This window comes from Nocardiopsis sp. N85 (assembly GCF_028882275.1).
Lineage (GTDB): Bacteria > Actinomycetota > Actinomycetes > Streptosporangiales > Streptosporangiaceae > Nocardiopsis > Nocardiopsis lambiniae.
On sequence record NZ_JARBUT010000001.1, the window covers coordinates 113981 to 133922 of the forward strand.

General features: G+C 71.8%; 16 protein-coding genes and 1 pseudogene. 9 read left to right on the forward strand and 8 right to left on the reverse strand.

Annotation, left to right across the window (positions count from 1 at the left end; all coding sequences use genetic code 11):
• The first annotated feature begins 37 nt into the window (after positions 1-37).
• Positions 38-6223 carry a type I polyketide synthase gene (locus PWG71_RS00500; RefSeq protein WP_274807438.1) on the forward strand — a complete coding sequence of 2062 codons (6186 nt, stop codon included), beginning with the start codon at positions 38-40 and terminating at the stop codon, positions 6221-6223.
• A 36-nt stretch (positions 6224-6259) separates the two neighbouring features.
• Here PWG71_RS00500 and PWG71_RS00505 read toward each other — a convergent pair whose 3' ends face one another.
• The gene (locus PWG71_RS00505) at positions 6260-6622 is read right to left on the reverse strand and encodes a cupin domain-containing protein (protein ID WP_274807439.1); all 363 of its coding nucleotides are present in this window, start codon (positions 6620-6622) and stop codon (positions 6260-6262) included.
• A 95-nt stretch (positions 6623-6717) separates the two neighbouring features.
• A complete protein-coding gene (locus PWG71_RS00510) occupies positions 6718-7281 on the reverse strand; it encodes a TetR/AcrR family transcriptional regulator (protein WP_274807440.1) in 564 nt (187 codons plus the stop codon).
• A gap of 185 nt (positions 7282-7466) precedes the next feature.
• On the opposite strand from PWG71_RS00510, the gene hrpA reads away from it, so the two are divergent.
• Positions 7467-11468, forward strand: coding sequence for an ATP-dependent RNA helicase HrpA (gene hrpA / locus PWG71_RS00515; RefSeq protein WP_274807441.1), 4002 nt, complete (start codon positions 7467-7469; stop codon positions 11466-11468).
• Positions 11469-11508: 40 nt separating this feature from the next.
• Here hrpA and PWG71_RS00520 read toward each other — a convergent pair whose 3' ends face one another.
• Both PWG71_RS00520 and PWG71_RS00525 read right to left on the reverse strand, forming a co-directional pair.
• On the reverse strand, positions 11509-12000 hold the full coding sequence (locus PWG71_RS00520) for a GNAT family N-acetyltransferase (RefSeq protein WP_274807442.1): 492 nt from the start codon (positions 11998-12000) through the stop codon (positions 11509-11511).
• A gap of 7 nt (positions 12001-12007) precedes the next feature.
• Complete coding sequence (locus tag PWG71_RS00525; RefSeq protein ID WP_274807443.1) at positions 12008-12280, reverse strand: type II toxin-antitoxin system TacA family antitoxin; 273 nt, start codon at positions 12278-12280, stop codon at positions 12008-12010.
• Between the two features lie 109 nt (positions 12281-12389).
• On the opposite strand from PWG71_RS00525, the pseudogene PWG71_RS00530 reads away from it, so the two are divergent.
• Positions 12390-12518: pseudogene (locus PWG71_RS00530) on the forward strand (DUF3418 domain-containing protein); the annotation flags it as partial.
• Positions 12519-12571: 53 nt separating this feature from the next.
• On the opposite strand, the gene PWG71_RS00535 reads toward PWG71_RS00530, so the two are convergent.
• Entirely contained in the window at positions 12572-13204 is a 633-nt protein-coding gene (locus tag PWG71_RS00535; protein WP_274807444.1) for a pyridoxamine 5'-phosphate oxidase family protein, read from the reverse strand.
• Between the two features lie 52 nt (positions 13205-13256).
• Positions 13257-13739 (reverse strand): globin domain-containing protein, encoded by a 483-nt coding sequence (locus tag PWG71_RS00540; protein WP_274807445.1) that lies wholly within the window; start codon positions 13737-13739, stop codon positions 13257-13259.
• Between the two features lie 421 nt (positions 13740-14160).
• Here PWG71_RS00540 and PWG71_RS00545 point away from each other — a divergent pair, with 421 nt between their 5' ends.
• Entirely contained in the window at positions 14161-15360 is a 1200-nt protein-coding gene (locus PWG71_RS00545) for a lactonase family protein (protein WP_274807446.1), read from the forward strand.
• 434 nt (positions 15361-15794) lie between these two features.
• On the opposite strand, the gene PWG71_RS00550 is transcribed toward PWG71_RS00545, so the two are convergent.
• Positions 15795-16022, reverse strand: a complete 228-nt coding sequence (locus tag PWG71_RS00550; protein WP_274807447.1) for a hypothetical protein — start codon at positions 16020-16022, stop codon at positions 15795-15797.
• Positions 16019-16516 carry an ATP-binding protein gene (locus PWG71_RS00555; protein WP_274807448.1) on the reverse strand — a complete coding sequence of 166 codons (498 nt, stop codon included), beginning with the start codon at positions 16514-16516 and terminating at the stop codon, positions 16019-16021. The genes PWG71_RS00550 and PWG71_RS00555 overlap by 4 nt, the downstream gene beginning before the upstream one ends.
• Before the next feature lie 210 nt (positions 16517-16726).
• Here PWG71_RS00555 and PWG71_RS00560 point away from each other — a divergent pair, with 210 nt between their 5' ends.
• The 5 genes from PWG71_RS00560 (at position 16727) to PWG71_RS00580 (ending at position 19886) form a co-directional block, all read left to right on the forward strand.
• Positions 16727-17572 carry a helix-turn-helix domain-containing protein gene (locus tag PWG71_RS00560; RefSeq protein ID WP_274807449.1) on the forward strand — a complete coding sequence of 282 codons (846 nt, stop codon included), beginning with the start codon at positions 16727-16729 and terminating at the stop codon, positions 17570-17572.
• On the forward strand, positions 17544-17741 hold the full coding sequence (locus tag PWG71_RS00565; protein WP_274807450.1) for a DUF397 domain-containing protein: 198 nt from the start codon (positions 17544-17546) through the stop codon (positions 17739-17741). Before PWG71_RS00560 ends, PWG71_RS00565 begins: the two co-directional genes overlap by 29 nt.
• A 188-nt stretch (positions 17742-17929) precedes the next feature.
• Positions 17930-18595: a biotin transporter BioY gene (locus tag PWG71_RS00570; protein ID WP_274807451.1), complete on the forward strand. Its 666-nt coding sequence runs from the start codon at positions 17930-17932 to the stop codon at positions 18593-18595.
• Positions 18595-19275, forward strand: coding sequence for an energy-coupling factor ABC transporter ATP-binding protein (locus PWG71_RS00575; protein WP_274807452.1), 681 nt, complete (start codon positions 18595-18597; stop codon positions 19273-19275). Before PWG71_RS00570 ends, PWG71_RS00575 begins: the two co-directional genes overlap by 1 nt.
• Positions 19272-19886: an energy-coupling factor transporter transmembrane component T family protein gene (locus PWG71_RS00580; protein ID WP_274807453.1), complete on the forward strand. Its 615-nt coding sequence runs from the start codon at positions 19272-19274 to the stop codon at positions 19884-19886. The genes PWG71_RS00575 and PWG71_RS00580 overlap by 4 nt, the downstream gene beginning before the upstream one ends.
• Positions 19887-19942 lie beyond the last annotated feature (56 nt).

A 19942-nucleotide genomic window follows, 5' to 3' on the forward strand; every position in this document is an offset into this window, starting at 1 on the left:
CCGGATGCCCGACGATCACGGTGGTGAGAGCACACGCATGACGCGTACGACGAACGAGGACAAGTTCCGCGAACTGGTCAAGAAGATGGCCGTCGATCTGCGCCAGGCCAGATCACGGGTCACCGAGCTGGAGGAACGCGACCACGAACCGATCGCGATCGTCGGCATCGGCTGCCGCTTCCCCGGGATCACCGACCCCGAAGGCCTGTGGGACCTGGTCATCGAGGGGCGCGAGACCCTCGGTCCCTTCCCCGAGGACCGCGGCTGGGACCTGGACCGGTTGCTGTCCCCGGACCCGGACGACCCCGGGTCCACCTACGTGCGCTCCGCCTCCTTCATCGCCGACGCCGGCGACTTCGACCCGGCCTTCTTCGGGATCAACCCCCGCGAGGCACTGGCCATGGACCCCCAGCACCGCCTGGTCCTGGAGACCGCCTGGGAGGCCCTCGAACACGCCGGCATCGTCCCCGCGTCCCTGCGCGCCACCCCCGCAGGGGTGTTCGTCGGCACGGTCGGGCAGACCTACGGACCGCCCGTCCAGGAGTCGCCGCCCGAACTCGTCGGCTACCGGATGCTCGGCGCCATGCCCGCCGTCGCCGCCGGTCGGGTGTCCTACACCCTGGGCCTGGAGGGCCCCGCCGTCACCGTCGACACCGCCTGCTCCTCCTCCCTGACCGCCGTCTCCCTGGCCGTGCGCTCCCTGCGCGCCGGTGAGTCGTCCCTGGCCCTGGCCGGCGGCGTCGGCGTCTACACCGACGTGTCCCCCTGGGTGTCCTTCGGCGGGCACGGGGTCCTGGCCCCGGACGGCCGCTGCAAGGCGTTCTCCGCCGACGCCGACGGCACCGGCTGGGGAGAGGCGGCGGGCATGATCGTCCTGGAACGCCTCTCCGACGCCCGACGCAACGGCCGCCACGTCCTGGCGCTCCTCCGGGGCGTCGCCGTCAACCAGGACGGCGCCTCCAGCGGACTCACCGCCCCCAGTGGTCCCGCCCAGGAGCGCGTCATCCGCGCCGCCCTGGCCGACGCCCGCCTCACCCCCGCCGACGTCGACGCCGTCGAGGCGCACGGCACCGGCACCCGCCTGGGAGACCCCATCGAGGCCGGCGCGCTCTCCGCGGTCTACGGTCGCGACCGCGTCGGTGATCCCCTGTGGCTGGGCTCGCTCAAGTCCAACGTCGGCCACACCGGCGCGGCCGCCGGGGTGGCCGGGGTCATCAAGACCGTCCAGGCGCTGCGCCACGGGACGCTGCCGCCCACCCTCCACGTGTCCGCGCCCACCCCGCACGTGGAGTGGGCGTCGGGAGGGGTGGCACCGATCCTCCAGGCCCGCCCCTGGCCCGAGACCGGGCGGGCGCGCCGCGCCGGCGTCTCCGCGTTCGGAGCCAGCGGCACCAACGCCCACGTCGTCCTCGAACAGGCCCCCGAAGCCGAGCCGGCCCCCGCCCGGGAACGCACCGCGCTCACCCCCGCCGGCCCGCCCGTCCCCGTGCCGTGGGTACTGTCCGGACACGGTCCCGACGCCCTGGCCGACCAGATCCGGCGCCTGCGCGACCGGGTCGCCGCCGATCCCGACCTCGACCCGGTCGACGTCGGCGCGACCCTGGCCACGGCCCGCACCCCGTTCACCCACCGGGCGGCCGTCGTCGGCGCCGACCGCGCCACCCTGCTGGCCCGCCTGGACGCCCTCGCCGCCGGTGCCGTCCGAGAGCCCGGCATCGCGCGCGGTCGCGCCCACGAGGGCCGGACCGTGTTCGTCTACCCTGGTCAGGGCTCCCAGTGGGAGGGCATGGCCCGCACCCTGCTCACCGAGTCCCCCGTGTTCGCCGCGCGCATCGCCGACTGCGAACGCGCCCTGGCCCCGCACAACGACTGGCGGCTCACCGACGTCCTCCTCGGCCGCTCCGGCGCACCCTCACCCGACCGCGCCGACGTCGTCCCCCAACTGCTGTGGGCGGTCATGATCGGCCTCACCGCCCTGTGGCGCGCCCACGGCGTCCACCCCGACGCCGTCGTCGGCCACTCCCAGGGCGAGGTCGCCGCCGCGCACATCGCGGGAGCCCTCACCCTCGAACAGTCCGCCGAGGTCATCGCCGTGCGCAGCCGAGTGCTGGGACGGCTCAACGGCGACGTCGCCATGGCGGTGATCTCCCAGGGCGCCGCCGACCTCGAACCGCGCCTGGCCGACGCCGGCGACCTGCACATCGCCGTGGCCAACAGCCCCGGCACCACCGTCGTGGGCGGCGACCGCACCGCGGTCCTCCGGCTCATCGAGGCCTCCGCCGCCCGGGGCGTGCGCGCCCGCCTCTTCGCCGACTCCCTCATCTCCCACACCCCCCACACCGCGGCGGTCCGCGACGAACTCCTCGGCGGACTGGCGCACCTCGCCCCCTCCGAGCCCGACGTCCCCCTGTACACCCCGGTCACCGGCGGCCTCCTGGACCGGCCCGCCGACGCCGACCACTGGTACGCCGGGCTCAGCCGCCCCGTGCTCTTCCAGAAGGCCACCGAGGCCCTCCTGGCGGCCGGACACACCCGGTTCATCGAGGTCAGCGCCCACCCCGTGCTCACCGTCCCCGTCACCGAGACGATCGCCGAGACCGGCGCGAACGCCGCCGCCATCGCCACCCTGCGCCGCGACGAGGGCGGCACCGAACGCCTGCGCACCGCCCTGGCCGAGGCCTTCGCCCACGGCGCCGCGCCCGACTGGTCCACGGTGTTCGGCGACGGCGCCCGTTTCGTGGACCTGCCCACCTACGCCTTCCAGCGCCGCCGCCTGTGGCTCACCGCCGACGGCGGCCGGAGCGACGTCACCTCCGCCGGTCTGGAGAGGGAGGAGCACCCGCTGCTCGGCGCGGCCCTGCCGCTCGCCGACACCGGAACCGTCCTTTTCACCGGCCGCCTCTCCCGTGGCTCCCACCCCTGGCTGTCGGACCACGCCGCCCTTGACACCGTGCTGCTGCCCGGCACCGCCTTCCTCGACCTGGCCCTCGCGGCCGGTGAACGGCTCGGCGTCCCCCACGTCGCCGAACTCATCGTTCAGGTCCCCCTGGTCCTGCCGGACAGGGGCGGCGTCCAGCTCCAGGTCGTCGTCGAGGCCGCCGACGACCACGGGCACCGCGCGATCACCGTGCACGCCCGCCCCGCCGGCGACCCCGGAGCCCCCGACCTGGGCGAACGACCCTGGACACGGCACGCCTGCGGCACCCTCGCCCTCGAACCCGCCACGCGACCCCGCGATCTCGTCGTATGGCCGCCCGCCGGCGCCGAACCCGTCGACACCGGCGACCTCTACGCCGGGCTGGAGGCCCTCGGCTACTCCTACGGGCCCGCCTTCCGGGGCCTGACCGCGGCCTGGACGCGCGGCGACGAGGTGTGGGCCGAGATCGACCTGCCCGCCGCCCGGCACGCCGAGGCCGCCCGGTTCGGACTGCACCCCGCCCTCGCCGACGCCGCCCAGCACGCCATCGGCTGCGCCCCCTGGATGCCCCGCGACGGGGTGCGCCTGCCCTTCGGCTGGAGCGGCGTCACCCTGCACGCCGTCGGCGCCACCCGCCTGCGCGTCCACGTGCGACCCACCGGCACCGACGAGGTGACGATGCTGCTCGCCGACTCCGAGGGCGCCCCCGTGGCCGAGGTCGAGTCCCTCGTCCTGCGGGCCCCCGCGGCGGACCTCGTCGCGAAGGCCCCCTCCGACGACCTGTTCCACATCGAATGGTCGCCCGCCGCCGCCCCGGTCGCCCCCGGCCGCCAAGGGTGGGCCGTGGTCGGCGAGGACCTCCTCGACGTCGCCTCCGCGCTCACCGCCGCCGGGCACACCGTCCGCGCCCACCCCGACGTCGACGCCCTCCTCACCGCCCTCGACCACGGGGCGCCCGTACCCGACCACGTCCTCCTGCCCCGCCTGGTCGCCCCGGTCGTTCCCGACCCGGCCGACGTGCGCGCCGCCGTCAAGGACGCCGTCGCCGCGATGCAGCGGCTGCTCGCCGACCCCCGCACCGGGGACGCCCGCCAGGTCGTCCTCACCCACCGGGCGGTCGCCGCCACGGCCGACGAGGACGTCCCCGACCTGGTCCACGCCCCCCTGTGGGGGCTGGTGCGCGCCGCCGCCCAGGAACACCCCGGCCGGTTCGCCATCGTGGACACCGACGACCCCGGGCGCTGCGCCCCCGTCCTGGTCGCCGCGCTGACCGGTGACGGCGAACAGACGGCGATCCGCGCCGGCGTCGACCTGTCGCCCCGCCTGGTCCGCACCGAACGGATCGACACGCCCCTCTCCTTCGGGGACGGCACCGTCCTGGTCACCGGGGCCACCGGCACCCTGGGCGGGGAGATCGCCCGCCACCTCGTGGACCGCCACGGCGTGCGCGACCTGCTCCTGGTCAGCCGCAGCGGGCACGACGCCAAGGGCGCAGCCGAACTCGAAGCCGACCTGACCGGGCGCGGCGCCCACGTCGCCGTGGCCGCCTGCGACATCGCCGACCGCGACCGCGCGGCCGCCCTTCTGTCCGGCCACCGCGTCACCGGGGTCGTGCACGTCGCCGCCGACCTGGACGACGCCCTGTTCACCTCCATCACCCCCGACGCCGTCGACCGTGTGCTGCGACCCAAGGTCGACGCCGTGCGCCATCTGCACGACCTGCTCCCCGGAGCGTCCGCGTTCGTGCTGTTCTCCTCCGCGGCCGGCACCCTGGGCAGCCCCGGACAGGCCCACTACAGCGCCGCCAACGCCTACACCGACATGCTCGCCCACCACCGGCGCGCCACGGGCCTGCACGCGGTGTCCCTGTCCTGGGGCATGTGGGCCCGGCGCGGCGGCGGCACCGCCCGCCTCGACGACAGCGACATCGGCCGCTACGCCCGCCTCGGCCTGGCCGCCCCGATGACCACCGATCACGGGCTGACCCTGTTCGACGACGCCCTGAACACGGGCCGCCCCCACCTGTTGCCGGTACCGATGGACCTGGCCGGGGCGCGGGCCCGGGCCGCCCGCACCGGCGCGGTCTCCACCATGCTCTCCGGGCTGGTGCGCCCGCCGCGCCGCCGCGCGGGCACCTCCGGGCCCACCGCCGACGACCTGCGCGGCACCCTGGCGCGCACCCCCCTCGACCGGCGCGCGGAGATCACCCTGGCCCACGTGCTGTCGGCCACCGCCGAGGTGCTCGGTCACACCGGCGCGACCGAGATCGGCGCTGACGACCCCTTCCTGGAGATGGGCTTCGACTCGCTCACCGCGGTCGAACTGCGCAACCGGCTCGCCACGTCCACCGGTCTGCGGCTGCCCGCCGGGCTGGCGTTCGCCCACCCGACCCCGCGCGCGCTCGCCGCCCACCTGGCCGCCGAGACGATCGTCGAGGAACGACCGGCGGAGACGTCCCGGGGATCGGCGGCCTCCGACGGGCTGGTCGACCTGTTCGTGGACGCCTGCCGTCGGCGGCGCATCGCGGACGGCCTCGACCTGCTGTGGTCGGCCTCCCGGATGCGTCCCACCTTCACCGGGACCGCCGACATCGGCCCGCCCCGCGTCCCGGTCCGGCTGTCACGCGAGGGGGAGGCGACCCGGCTCATCTGCCTGCCGTCGATCCTCATGGTCTCCGGGGTCCAGGAGTTCGCCCGGTTCGCCGGGCGCATCCGGGGTCACCGCAAGGTCGACGTCATCGCCCAACCCGGGTTCGGTGACGGCGAACCGCTCCCTGAGGACATCGACGCCGTCGCCGAGGTCCTGGCCGACGCGGTCGCCGCCTGTGCCGGAGAGGACCCCTACGTCCTGGTCAGCCGGTCCTCCGGCGGATGGGTGGCGCACGAGGTCCTGCGGCGTCTGGAGGACCTCCAACGGCGGGGGAGCGCCCGGGCCCCGGTCATCACGGCGCTGATGGACACACCCGACCCCGCCGACCTGGACGTCTCGGGTCTGCCCACCATCGAGACGGGCGTGGTCGAACGCGCCGAGATGATCGGCATCATGGACGGCGTCCGACTCACCGCGATGGGCGCCTACCTGCGCCTGTTCCGCGACTGGCGACCCGGCCCCGTGGAGACGCCGGTGCTCCAGGTGCGTCCCGAACAGGCCACCGTCGACCGCGACGGCCGGCGGCTCGCGCCGTTCACCTGGACGGTCGGACACGAGGTGCTGCGCGTCCCCGGCGACCACTTCACCATGCTGGAGGGCCACGTGGACGTGGTCGGCGTCCTCTTCCACGACTGGCTCACCGCCCGCGGTCTGTGACCCCGTCGGCCCCGCCGTCGTCGACGGCGGGGCCGGTCAGACCTCCGTGACGTGGTAGACCTTGCGCAGGGTCTCGTGCACCGTCCACCGGGTGTGGTCGCCGGCGCGCAACAGGCACACGTCCCCGGCCCCGACCTCCAGGGTCGGTCCACCGGTCACCTCGATGGTGGCGCGTCCGCTCAGCACGACGAACACCTCGTCCGCCTCGGTGTCGGTGACCACCCCCGGGGTGATCTGCCAGACGCCCCGGCTCTGGGAGCCGTCGGCGGACTCCCACAGGACGCGCGAGGCGACCACGGGGTCGCCCGCGACGATCCGCGCCGGGTCCAGCGGCTCGGGTTCGAGGTCCACGTCGGCGACGCGCGCGACGAAGGGTGCGAGGGCTGAGAGCGTGTTCATGTCCTCCATCATGAACGCGACGGCCCCCGCGGGGAACCGACACGGTGTTCCCATCGGGGGCCGATGAATGACAGATCGACCGGTCCGCCGCGCCCCTAACGGGGGGAGCGCAACAGGCCGAGGAGATCGTCCACGACGACGTCCGGGTCGCCGGCCGAGGCCGGATGCCCCGCCAGCCTCAACTGGACGGCGCCGTGCGCGGCGGCCAACAGCAGGCAGGTGCACCGTTCGGGGTCGTGCCCGGCCAGCTCACCGCCGCGCTGACAACGGCGCACCACGTCCGTCAACGTCTCGGAGGTGCGCCCGAGGGCCTCCTCCAGTTCGCGGCGGGGGCGCGTCCACGGGCCGCAGTAGATCAGCCGGAAGCGCACCGGATGCTCCAGGGCCCACGAGACATAGGAGTGCAGGACCGAATGGAGCGTTCCGCCGAGATCGTTGGGGGCGTCGGCGGCGCGGTCGATCATGCGGCCCAACCGCTCCACCTCCCGGGTGGCGATGACCGCCAGCAAGGATTCCTTGTCGTGGAAGTGTTTGTAGGGGGCCATGTGGGACACACCGCTCATACGGCCGACCTCACGGAGGGTCACCGCTTCGACTCCGCCCTCGTCCAGGAGGGCGGTGGCCGAGGCCAACAGCACATTGCGCGTGTCGTGAGGCATTCACCCATGTTAGACCCGCTGCCGGTACAGACCGGGGGCATCGTGTGCCGCTCGGTATCCGGTCCCGGAACAAAGGACGTCGTGGTGACGTTGAGTGGATGTGCCCAGGGCCCCCCGCCCGAAGCCTCGGCCCGTGCGGCACCGTGGGAAAAACCGGTTGCCGTCCCTCCTACCCTTGACTACTGATGAGCACCACCACGCCCGCACCCACCGCGGACCATCTCCGCTCCCGGCTCCGCGACCTCATGCCCGTGGACCGCCACCGGCTCCGTCGGCGTATCGACGGCCTGGCCAAGATGCGCGACGAACGCCGACGCGCCTCCGTCCTCACCCAGCTCGCCCGGGACGTCGACGAGGCGCGGCTGCGCGTGGAACTGCGCCGCGAGGCCGTTCCCGAGCTGACCTACCCCGAGTCGCTGCCGGTCAGCGGCCGCCGTGAGGAGATCGCCGAGGCCATCCGCGACAACCAGGTCGTCATCGTCGCCGGTGAGACCGGTTCGGGCAAGACCACCCAGCTCCCCAAGATCTGTCTGGAACTGGGCCGCGGCGTCATGGGCACCATCGGGCACACGCAGCCGCGCCGGCTGGCCGCCCGCACCGTGGCCGAGCGCATCGCCGAGGAGATCGGCACGCCCCTGGGCGGCACCGTCGGTTACAAGGTGCGCTTCACCGACTCCTCCGGTGACGACACCCTCGTCAAGCTGATGACCGACGGCATCCTGCTCGCCGAGATCCAGCACGACCGGATGCTGCGCGCCTACGACACGCTCATCATCGACGAGGCCCACGAGCGCAGCCTCAACGTCGACTTCCTGCTGGGCTACCTCAAGCAGCTGCTGCCCAAGCGCCCCGACCTCAAGGTCGTCATCACCTCGGCGACCATCGACCCCGAGCGGTTCTCCCGCCACTTCGACGACGCGCCCATCGTCGAGGTGTCCGGCCGCACCTACCCGGTCGAGGTCCGCTACCGGCCCATCTCCGAGGACGTCCTCGACCCCGAGGAGAACAGCGGCCGAAGGCCGTCCGCCGAGGGTGGTGGGTCGGCGGGTTGGGAGAGGAACCCGGGAGGCGGTACCGACCGCGATCAGACCCAGGCCATCCTCGACGCCGTCGACGAGCTCTCCCACGAGGACCCCGGCGACGTCCTGGTCTTCCTCAGCGGTGAGCGGGAGATCCGCGACACCGCCGAGGCGCTGGAGAAGCGCAGGCTCCGCGACACCGAGATCCTGCCGCTCTACGCCCGCCTGTCGGTCGCCGAGCAGAAGCGGGTGTGGTCCTCCCACTCCGGACGCCGCGTCGTCCTGGCCACCAACGTCGCCGAGACCTCCCTGACGGTCCCGGGCATCAAGTACGTCATCGACCCGGGCACCGCGCGCATCTCCCGCTACTCCCACCGCACCAAGGTGCAGCGCCTGCCCATCGAGGCGGTCTCCCAGGCCTCCGCCAACCAGCGCAAGGGCCGCTGCGGTCGCGTCTCCGAGGGCATCTGCATCCGGCTGTACTCCGAAGAGGACTTCCTGTCCCGCCCCGAGTACACCGACCCCGAGATCCTGCGCACGAACCTGGCCTCGGTCATCCTCCAGATGGCCGCCCTGGGACTGGGCGACGTCGCCGCGTTCCCGTTCGTGGACGGCCCCGACCACCGTCAGATCAAGGACGGCGTCAACCTCCTCAACGAGCTCGGCGCCCTGCACCCGGACCCCTCCGGCGCCAAGCGCCGGCTCACCCCGATGGGCCGTCGCCTGGCCCAGCTGCCCGTCGACCCCCGCCTGGGCCGCATGGTCCTGGAGGCCGAGCAGCGCGACTGCCTGGCAGAGGTCCTCGTCATCACCTCGGCGCTGTCCATCCAGGACCCGCGCGAACGGCCCACCGACAAACAGCAGCAGGCCCAGCAGTCGCACGCCCGGTTCGCCGACAAGGAATCGGACTTCCTGGCCTTCCTCAACCTGTGGAACCACCTGCGCGACCAGCAGAAGGAGCTGTCGGGCAACCGGTTCCGCCGCATGTGCCGCGACGAGTTCCTCAACTACCTGCGCGTGCGCGAGTGGCAGGACATCCACGGCCAGCTCAAGCAGGTGCTGCGGCAGATGGACATCGAGGTGCCGCCGCTGCGCCCCGAGGCCGCCGACCCGCGCGCCGTCCACATGTCCCTGCTGGCCGGGCTGCTGTCCCACGTCGGCCTCAAGGACCCCGAGAAGCACGAGTACCTCGGTGGCCGCGGGGCCCGGTTCGCGATCTTCCCCGGTTCGGCGCTGTTCAAGAAGCAGCCCCGCTTCGTGATGGCCGCCGAACTCGTGGAGACCTCCAAGCTCTGGGGGCGCATGGTCGCCCGCATCGAGCCGGAGTGGGCCGAGGAACTGGCCGACGACATCGTCAAGCGCAGCTACAGCGAACCGCACTGGGAGCGCAAGCGCGGGGCCGTCATGGCCTTCGAACGGGTCACCCTCTACGGGGTGCCCATCGTCGCGCAGCGCAAGGTGTCCTACGGGCGGGTCGACCCGGAGCTGTCCCGGGAGCTGTTCATCCGCCGCGCCCTGGTGGAGGGCGACTGGGAGACCCGCCACCACTTCTTCCGCGACAACCGCGCCCTGCTGGACGAGGTCGAGGACCTGGAGCACCGGGCCCGCCGCCGCGACATCGTCGTCGACGACGAGACCCTGTTCCGGTTCTACGACGCGCGCGTCCCCGAGGACGTCGTCTCCGCCGCCCACTTCGACGCCTGGTGGAAGCAGGCCCGTCGCGACGAGCCGAAACTCCTCGACTTCACCCGCGAGGACCTCATCAACGACGGCGTCGACGTGGTCAGCGAGGAGGACTACCCCGACACCTGGCGTCAGGGGACGCTGGTCTTCCCGCTCACCTACCAGTTCGAGCCGGGCAGCGACTCCGACGGCGTCACCGCGCACATCCCGCTCAAGGTCCTCAACCAGGTGGAGGCCGACGGGTTCGACTGGCAGATCCCGGGGCTGCGCGCCGACCTGGTCACCGCGCTCATCCGGGCCCTGCCCAAGCCGCTGCGCCGCAACTTCGTCCCCGTGCCGGACAACGCCGACCGCGCCCTGGCCGGGCTGGCCCCCTACGAGGGGACGCTCACCTCGGCGCTGGCCGCCGAGCTCACCCGCATGGCGGGAGAGCGCGTCCCGGCCGACGCCTTCGACCTGACCAGGGTGCCCGACCACCTGCGGATCACCTTCCGCGCGGTGGACGACCGGCAGCGCGCCCTGGCCGAGGACAAGGACCTCGAACGGCTGCGCGCCAAGCTCAAACCGCGTCTGCGCGAGGCCATCTCCGCCGAGGCCAAGGGCGTGGAGAAGAAGGGGCTCACCTCCTGGGACTTCGGCCCGCTGGAGCGCACCCTGGAGCGCAAGGCGCTGGGCCCCAAGGTCAAGGGGTACCCGGCCCTGGTGGACGAGGGCGACAGCGTCGCCGTGCGCATCTTCGACACCGAACCCGAACAGCGCGCCGCCATGTGGACCGGCACCCGCAGGTTGCTGCTGCTCAACCTGCCCTCGCCGGCGGCCGTGGTGAGCAAGGGTCTCAACAACCCCGACAAGCTCGCCCTCGCGGACAACCCGTACGGGTCCACGAAGAAGCTGCTCGTCGACGCCGAGACGGCGGCCGTCGACCACCTGCTCGCCCGCGCGGGCGGACCGGTGTGGAACGGCGACGACTTCGCCGCGCTGGCCGAGCGCGTCCGCGCCGACCTGGGCGACGTCGTCGCGGAGATCCTGCCCAAGGCGGCCCGGGTCCTGGTGCTGTGGCGCAAGGTCGCCAAGAAGGTCAAGGGCACCACGTCCCTGGCGGTCCTGCCGTCGCTCAACGACGTCCAGGGTCAGCTCGTCTCCCTCGTCGGAGACGGGTTCCTCACCGCCACGGGGGTGGGTCGCCTCGACGACCTGCACCGCTACCTGCGCGCCGTGGAGTACCGGCTGGAGAAGCTGCCGGAGAACCCGCGCCGCGACCAGGTCGAGATGAGCAGGGTCGAACAGATGCGCCAGGCGATCGCCAAGGTGGTCGGCGGTCTCAAGCCGGGCCGTTCCGCCGATCCCGACGTCGTCGAACTGCGCTGGATGCTGGAGGAGTACCGGGTGAGCCTGTTCGCCCAGGGGGCGATCCGCACCGCCTTCCCCGTCTCCGACAAGAGGATCATGAAGGCGGTCGAGGCGGTCAAGGCCGCGGGGCGGTAGCCTGCGGGCCCACCCGTGAGGCGGGTGGGCCTCGGCGGCGTCACGCCAGGGTCTTGGCGATGTCGCTCATCTTCCGGTACAGCCGCATGCTCTCGGGGATGCCCCGGAACCCGTGCTTCTCATAGAAGGTGTACGCCTCCTCGTCCAGGGCGTCGACCACGAAGAACCGTACGGCGAAGACCTCGTTGCCGGTCAGGGCACGTTCGAAGGCGTCCACCAACAGCACGGGTCCCAGACCTCGCCCCTGGTGGCGTGTGTCCAGTGCCAGCCGCGCCAGGAGCACGGCGGGCATCTTGTGCATGCCGCCTCGGGCCAGGGATCTGGGCAGCTCCTCCCGCTCCAGGGTCATGGAGGTGAAGGAGTAGTAGGCCACCACCTCCGTGGAGCCCTCCTCGCACCAGACGAAGGTGGCCGCGGTGTTGTTGGCGCGCGCGTGCAGCGCGCTTCTGCGCAGCCAGGTGTCCAGCTCCTCCTTCCCACAGGAGAAGGTGTCGGTGCGGTGCTCTCGCCGGAGGGGCTGACAGACGAACACGCCCGGTTTACCTCTTCACCATGGAGCGGTGCCTGCGCACCGCGGAGGCCAGTTCCTCGATCGGCTGAGCGGGCTCCTCCAGGGATTCGACCATGGCGTCGAAGAACGCGGCGGGGACCGTGGTGGCCTGCTCGCGCTCCACGATCTCCGTGGCCGCCTCCCTGGCGGTTCGGACGACGAACTTGGAAGCGGACTCGTGGCTGATACGGGCCGCCTCAAGGAGCAGTGCCTTGTCCTCGGGCGTGACGCGGACTTCGATCCGTTCCGTGGCGATGCTCATGGGCGCAGGTCTTTCTCGGTGGGCGGCCTTCCCGGTCGGCGGTGGCGGACGCACAGCCGGGACTCGTCCCCGAGTGTACGGCATTTGTACGGACATCGGGAGGGGGTGTGAATTGCGCTGGATGCTGGAGGAGTACCGGGTGAGCCTGTTCGCCCAGGGGGCGATCCGCACCGCCTTCCCCGTCTCCGACAAGAGGATCATGAAGGCGGTCGAGGCGGTCAAGGCCGTAGGGCGGTAGCCGCCCGCGCGGCGGACGCGCGCCCCGGCCCGTGCGGGCCGGGGCGCGGTGGTCTACGGGGCGGCGCGCCGGGCCGCGTTCTCCTGCCTGGCCCCGAAGAAGTCCCCGCCCTTGCGGAGGGTGTCGTCCGTGCCCCAGTCCTCCTCGGCCCCGACCTTGCGCAGGTGGGGGATGTGCTTGCGGCAGTGGATGTAGGCCTCTTCCACCTGCACCAGGACCCACATCTGCGCCCGCTGGCCCGGGACCTCCGGCAGGGGCAGGTCCCGCACGTGGGACCGCAGGCGCTCGTCCTCCATGATCTTCACCCGGCCGTTCACGTGGAGGCCGATCCGGTCGCGCAGGAAGTCGAGGAACATCAGGCCGATGTGCGGGTTCTGGGACATGTTGCCCGCACTGGCGAAGACGCCGTTGCCGCGGTACTCGGGGAAGGCCAGGGTGCGGTCGTCGATCACGTGGACGAAACCCGGGGGGCCGGCCCTGAAACTGGAGTCGCACTCGCCCCGGCCGTCCGCCGTGGCGATGAACAGCATCTCCTGCCGGGCGATGAAGGCGCGCATCTCCGTGTTGAGGTGGTCCAGCATCTGGTCGCGGTAGAAGCGCTCCGCGCGTTCGGTCGTGCCCATGACGTGCTGGACGTACCGCTCTCCCTCCGTGCCGGTCGAGTTGTTCTGGCTGGTCTGTGTCATGAGGTGGGGCTTTCGACGGTGTGCGGTGTGGGGAGGGGCCGGGGCGCGCCCGTCAGCGCGCGCTGCGGGACATGGCGGACGGCGGGGCGGGCTCGACGTCCTCGGCCCCGGCGATCATCTGCGCGGTGATCCACTGGTAGACCAGCACCCAGGCCGAGCTCATCGAGGACGACCAGGTGGGCGAGACCTCGCTGACGGCGCGGACCAGGGCCCGTCCGACATAGGGGTAGTGCTCGGGGAGCACACCCAGGTCCCGGTGGTGGTCCCTGCCCAGACGCCGCAGGTAGTGCGCGATCTCGTCGGGGGAGTCGAGGTGGCGGACCACCGACAACAGGGCGTCGGCCATGCGCTGCTGCTGGGGCCGCAGGTCGGCGGAGAACATGTCCCGCACGGCGGGGACCATCTCGAACAGGTTGTCGTAGAAGGACTTGGCCAGGCGGGTCGATCCCTCGGGCAGGTCGACGCACGACTGGCGGACCAGATCGATGATCTCCCGGTCGGGGAGCGGTACTTCGGATACGCGGCGAAGAGTCAAGGACGAGTCCAGGGTTCGGGTGAGAGGGGAACCACGGTGCGTCAGCGGGCGGGGCGCTGCGAGCCCGCCGTCACCGAAGAGGACGGGGTCGTGCACCGGGGCGGTCCTCGGCGACCGGGACGCGGTCTCGCGCCGAGGGGCTCGGATCCACCCTTCCCGCCAGGAGCCCCGCAGGCGAACGGTGCGGGACGAGAGAGGAAACAACGGGACGGGTGGGGTGCAAGTGACCCTTGTCTTTTTTTCTCGGTCTTTTGAGGGGGAACTGTAACAGATCTGCTACGGGGAGGAGTGTCCTCGTCCGGCTTCGCCACCGTGGGCCCGCGATCCCGGCCGGGTCCCTTCTGCCCGAGGTCGCGGGGCGATAGCATGCGGCGGGTGGTGTAGACCACCGTCGGCACGGACGCGAGGAAACGGGGTCCCCTTGGGCGACGCGGTGAACGGACGACGGCTGCTGCTCGTGGGCACCTACACCCCGGACTCCGACCCGCCCGGCGCGGGTCGGGGGATCCACCGGGTGGGGTTCGACCCCGTGACCGGCGAACTCTTCGACCAGGGGGTGGCGGCGGACACCCCGGGGCCCTCGTTCCTGGCCTATCGGCCCGAGCCGCCCACGGTCTACGCGGTCAACGAGCGGGAGAAGGGCACCCTGACGGCCTTCCGCATCGACGGGAGCGCCGACCTCACCGAACTCGGTGAGGTCCCCACCGGCGGGGGATCGCCCTGCCACGTCCGCTACCTGGGCCCCGAACAGGTCGCCGTCGCCAACTACGCCAACGGCGTGGTGACCTTCGTGCCCACCGACGCCGACGGCGTCCCGGCCGCGCCCCACCGTGAACTCGCGTACCGGGGGAGCGGCCCGGTCAGCGACCGCCAGGAGGGCCCGCACGCGCACAGCACCGCCGTGGTGCTGAACTCGCACGAACGCCGCCTGCGCTACCTGCTCACCGCCGACCTGGGCACCGACGAACTGCGCGTGTACCAGTACGCGGTGCCGGTCCAGGACGAGGAGCCGGCCCACCCGGACGAGGGCCTGTTCGGCACGGTGAGGCTGCCCGCGGGCACCGGGCCCCGCCACATGGCGGTCAACGGCGACCACGTCTACGTCGCCGGCGAACTCGACTCCCGGGTGCACATCGTCCGGTGGAACCCGCGCCGGGGCGCAGGCGAACACCTGGGCTCGGTCCCGACCATCGGCGGCGTCCACGACGCGAACTTCCCGGCGGAGATCGCCCTGCACCGACTCAAGGTCACCGGCCGGGAGATCGCCGACGGCGACGCCCTGCCGATGACCACGACCTACGAGGGACGGGTGTACGTGTCCAACCGGGGCGCGAACGTGGTCTCCACCTTCGCGGTCCGCGACGAGGGCGCCAGCCTGGAGCACCTGGCCGACACCCCGGTGGGGGACTGGCCCCGCCATTTCGCGGTCGTCCGGGGCCACCGGGACGAGCCCGACCACCTGGTCGTCGCCGCCCAGAACGGCGACGAACTCCGCTCGCTGCGCATCGACCCCGACACCGGGATCCCCACCGACACCGGCCACCGCCTGGAGATCCCGATCCCGGTCTGCGTCCTGCCGGTCCCCATCAACCGCATCCGCCGCGCCTGCGATCACCCCTGACCGACGCGGCCCGGGACGGCGCTCCGATCACTCCGCTTCGTCCGACTCCACCCCGGACATACGTGTGGCCCGGGGACCATCGGCCCCGGGCCACGAGCCTCACCGACTGACACCTGTCCCTACCGTCGCCACCGCACCGGACCGGCTCCACGACCCTCGCGGCCCGGGCCTCGGCGGCGGCTCCGTGTGCCATCGCCGGGACCGAGCCGGAACCGCCACGACCGGCCTGCTCGGCTGCGTCTTCTCGATCTCGGCCGCCAACTCCGGGGCACTGTCACCGCTCAGCATCACCATGCGTCCGGTGTGCGCCGCCCAGTACCGGCCGGTCGAGCTGCCGTGCCACACCGTCCACCCGTGCTCACGGTAGGTGGCGCGGAGGTGGTTCACCTCCTGCGGAATGGACGCTTCGACGGTCTCCGGGGTCGTGAAGGCGGTCATGCCGCACCGCCTTCCATGGCCCTCAGGGCCTTCCGAAGTTCCTCGGCGCCCGCGCACACGACCGGTTCGGGCCGGCCGCCGTCGGTGGTCCGGGTGTCGATCGCCATGAGGCAGGGCCGTCCCTGCCCTCCGCGCAGTTCGCAGATGAGGAAGCCGGGGAACTCCTCGCGCAGCGTCAGAACGGCTGCGCTCGGCCTCAGGTGGTAACCCTCCACGGTGTTCACCGGCCCTTTCGGGGGAGGGGGACCGCCGGGGCCGGCGGCTCGGGCACGTGCCATCGCAGCTCGAAGAACATCCCGGGTCCGCGCAGGGACCGGAAGCGCCCCCAGCGGGAGGCGAGGGCGTTCACCAGGAACAGGCCGCGCCCGCCCTCGGCGTAGGTGTCGGGGCTGACGGCGCGGAGGGACGGGGCCCGCCCGTAGGCGTCGAGGACCTCCACGCGCAGCCACCCGTGGAAGAAGAACGCACGGACGTAGAAGTCACCGCGCTCCACGTCGCCGTTCGGGGCGTGCCGGACGTTGTTGGTCGCCAGCTCCGAGAGCAGGAGCAGGGTGTTCTCGGCGGTCTCCTCCGGAGCGTCCGCGAAGGTCAGCTTGCGCTCCATCCAGTCGCGGGCCTCTTTCACGCTCTCGGGGCGTCCGACGAAACGGAAGGAGCAGCGCCTCAGCGGCAACCGCCGACGCGGTTCGGGGGTGTTGGGAACGATACGGTTGGACATGGGTCCTCACCTGTCTACTCAGGTTGTGGGCCAAGGCCCTGGTTCGGTGTTCGTGCACCGTCCAGGGCCGTTTGCGTGCTAGCCGGGGTTGCTCCCGGCTCCTTTGGCCACAGTGGCACGAGAAGCGCCTGAACTCTCGCTACGGCCATAAGAAGAAGCTTTCTGTGGAAAGCCGAAGCGCGGTGTGTCCACTTGTGTTCAAATGTAGGCATGGGTGGCCGGCAGAAGGCAGTAGATAAGGCAGCATTGGTGCAATTCGGGCAGGAGCTTCAGCGTCTGCGCAAAGCGGCTGACCTGTCCCAGCGTGAGTTGGCGAAAAGAACCCTTATCTCTCACCAGATGTTGGGAGCCATAGAGCGAGCGCAGCGTGCTCCGCGCAAGCACTTCGCGGAACGAGCGGACAGGGAGCTCGGCGCGCACGGAGCCCTCTCCCGCCTGCGTCCTGGAGCACAGGAGAGCTACCCCCACTGGTTTCGACGCTATGTGGATCTGGAAGCCGAGGCTGAGGCCATCCACGACTTTCAGTCCGATGCCGTGCCTGGGCTGTTCCAGACCAAGGATTACGCCCGCGCCGTGCTCAGCGCGGGATGGCCGCCCAACGACCAGGAGCGGACGGAGCGCCTACTGTCTGCCCGTGTGGCGCGGCAGAAGTTGCTGAAGCGTGATCCTTTGCCGTTGCTGTGGGCTGTCATCGATGAGGGAGTTCTACGACGTGCGGTGGGGTCCAAGGAGATCATGCTGGCTCAGTTGAGCCACCTCTTGGAACTGGCGAGCAGGCCGCACATCCGCCTTCAGGTGTTGCCCTTCAGTAAGGGTGCCCATGCCGCTATGGATGGATCGTTCAAAGTGTTGGACATGAGTGACGGCAAGCACCTGGCCTACGCGGAGATACCAGGCAGTGGCCGCGTGATCTCTGACGCCGATGAGGTGAAACAATGCTCCCTGCGGTTCGGGGCGCTACAGTCCTTGTCCTTCTCTCCGGACGAGTCCGTTGACTTCATCTCCCGCTACAAGGAGGCACACAGCCATGGAATCGACTCCTTCTCACTGGCGTAAGTCCAGCTACAGCGGCAACCAGGGGGGTGACTGTGTGGAGGTCGCGGACACCCCCGCCCACGTCCACGTCCGTGACACCCAGAACCGCTCCCTCGGGCACCTCACCTTCCCCTCCTCCGACTGGGGCGCGCTCCTGTCCACCCTGCGGGAGGACACCGTGGCCGGGTAGGTCCGGTGGGTTCCCACGCGCGCCGCCCGGCGTCGGCGTCCGGCGAGGTGGAATGTGACCCGCGTCTCAGGGGGAGTCCGACAATTCCCGCAGCTCGGGTTCTGTACACCCCCGCCATCCCGCCGGTGACCCCCGATAACGGACAATGGGTGCTGTTCCACTCCTGTTCGCCTTCCGAGGGGAAGCCCATGCCCACGACCCGGACCACCGGCGTCCGCTACAAGGGACTGACCGCCCGCGACCTGGCGCTCATCGCCGTGTTCGCCGCGTTCATCGCCGTCCTCAGCATCACCGGTGCCATCAACCTCTCCTTCTCCCCGGTGCCGATCACCCTCCAGACCCTGGGCATCATGCTCGTCCCGGCCCTCCTGGGCTGGAAGCGCGGCACCCTCGCCGTCGCGGTCTTCCTCGTCCTGGGCCTTGCGGGTCTGCCCCTGTTCGCCGGCGGCGCCGGCGGCCTGGGCGTCCTGGCCGGACCCTCCGCCGGGTTCATCCTCAGCTGGATCCCCGCCGCCCTGATCATCGGCCTGCTCACCGACCTCATGGTCCGCAACGGCCGTTACCTCTTCTGGGCGGGACTGGCCGTCAACGTCGTCGGCGGCATCCTCGTCGTCTACGCCGTCGGCGTCCCCTGGCTGGGCGTGGCCATGGGCAACGACCACCTCGCCGCGTTCACCGCCATGGTCGCGTACCTGCCCGGCGACCTGGCCAAGGCCGTCATCGCCGCCCTCATCGCCTCCGCCGTGTACCGCGCCTACCCGATCCCGCCCGCCGGCCGCCCGGTCATCGAGGACGTCGAGCCGATCGAGGGGACCGCCGAGGCCGAGAAGGCCGACAGGGGCGAGGACGCCTGATGCTCCGCCTGGAGGGTGTCTCCCACTCCTATGACGCGCGCCCCGTGCTGCGCGGCATCACCCTGGACCTCGCCGAGCACCGCATCGGCGTGATCGGGGCGAACGGATCGGGCAAGTCCACGCTCGCCCGCACCCTCAACGGCCTCGTCGTCCCCGACGAGGGCCGGGTGACGCTCGGGGAGTGGGACACCCGCCGTCACGCCAGGCACATCCGCCGCCGGGTCGGGTTCGTCTTCTCCGACGCCGCGAACCAGATCATCATGCCCACGGTCGCCGAGGACGTGGAGATCGGTCTGCGCGCGCTCAGACTGGGGCGGGAGGAGACGGCCCGGCGGGTCGACACCCTGCTGGAGCGGTACGGTCTGGACGGGCACCGCGATCACCCCGGACACCTGCTCTCCGGTGGCCAGAAACAGCTGCTGGCCCTGGCCGCCGTCCTGGCGACCGAACCGGAGATCCTCGTCTGCGACGAGCCCACCACCCTGCTCGACCTGCGCAACACCCGCATGGTCCACCGGGTCCTCGACACCCTGGAACAACAGGTCGTCCTGTTCACCCACGACCTGGACCTGCTCGACGCCTTCGACCGGGTCCTGGTGGTCGACGACGGCCGGATCGTGTTCGACGGCCTGCCCGCCGACGCGGTCGACCACTACGTCAAGCTCATGGACGACCGGTGAACACGCTCGGCCTCTACATCCCCGGCGACGGCGTCCTGTACCGGCTCCGGGCGGGGACCAAACTCGCGGGCCTGCTCGTCGTCTGCGTCGTGGTCATCGCGCTGGCCGACCCGCGGGTGTCGGTGGGGCTCCTCCTCGCCGCCGTGCTCCTCTACCCGGCGGTGGGCCTGCCCTTCAAGCGGGTCCTCGGGGTGCTGCGGACGCTGTGGCCGTTCCTGCTGGCGATCGGCGTCTTCCAGGGACTCTTCGGCGACCCGCTCACGGGGGTGCGTCTGTGCTCCCAGCTCCTGGCGCTGGTGCTGCTGGCCAACGCGGTCACCCTCACCACCCGGGTCCGCGAGATGCTCGACCTCTTCGAGCGGCTGGCCCGGCCCCTGGGCCGGTTCGGCGTCTCCTCCGAGCGGGTCGCCCTGGTCCTGGCCCTGACGATCCGCTCCATCCCCATGGTCGCCGCCGCCTGGCGCGCGGCCGTGGAGGGCTACCGGGCGCGCGGGCTGTCGGGACGCCCCTACCTGTTGGTGACCCCGCTCATCGTGCAGCTGTTCCGCATGGCCGAGGCGACGGGTGAGGCCCTCGTGGCGCGCGGCATCGACGAGGACGCCCGGCCCTGACCCCCTCTCCGGCGAAGGGAACGTCGCCTCAACGGCGTGTTGCATCCGTATCGATT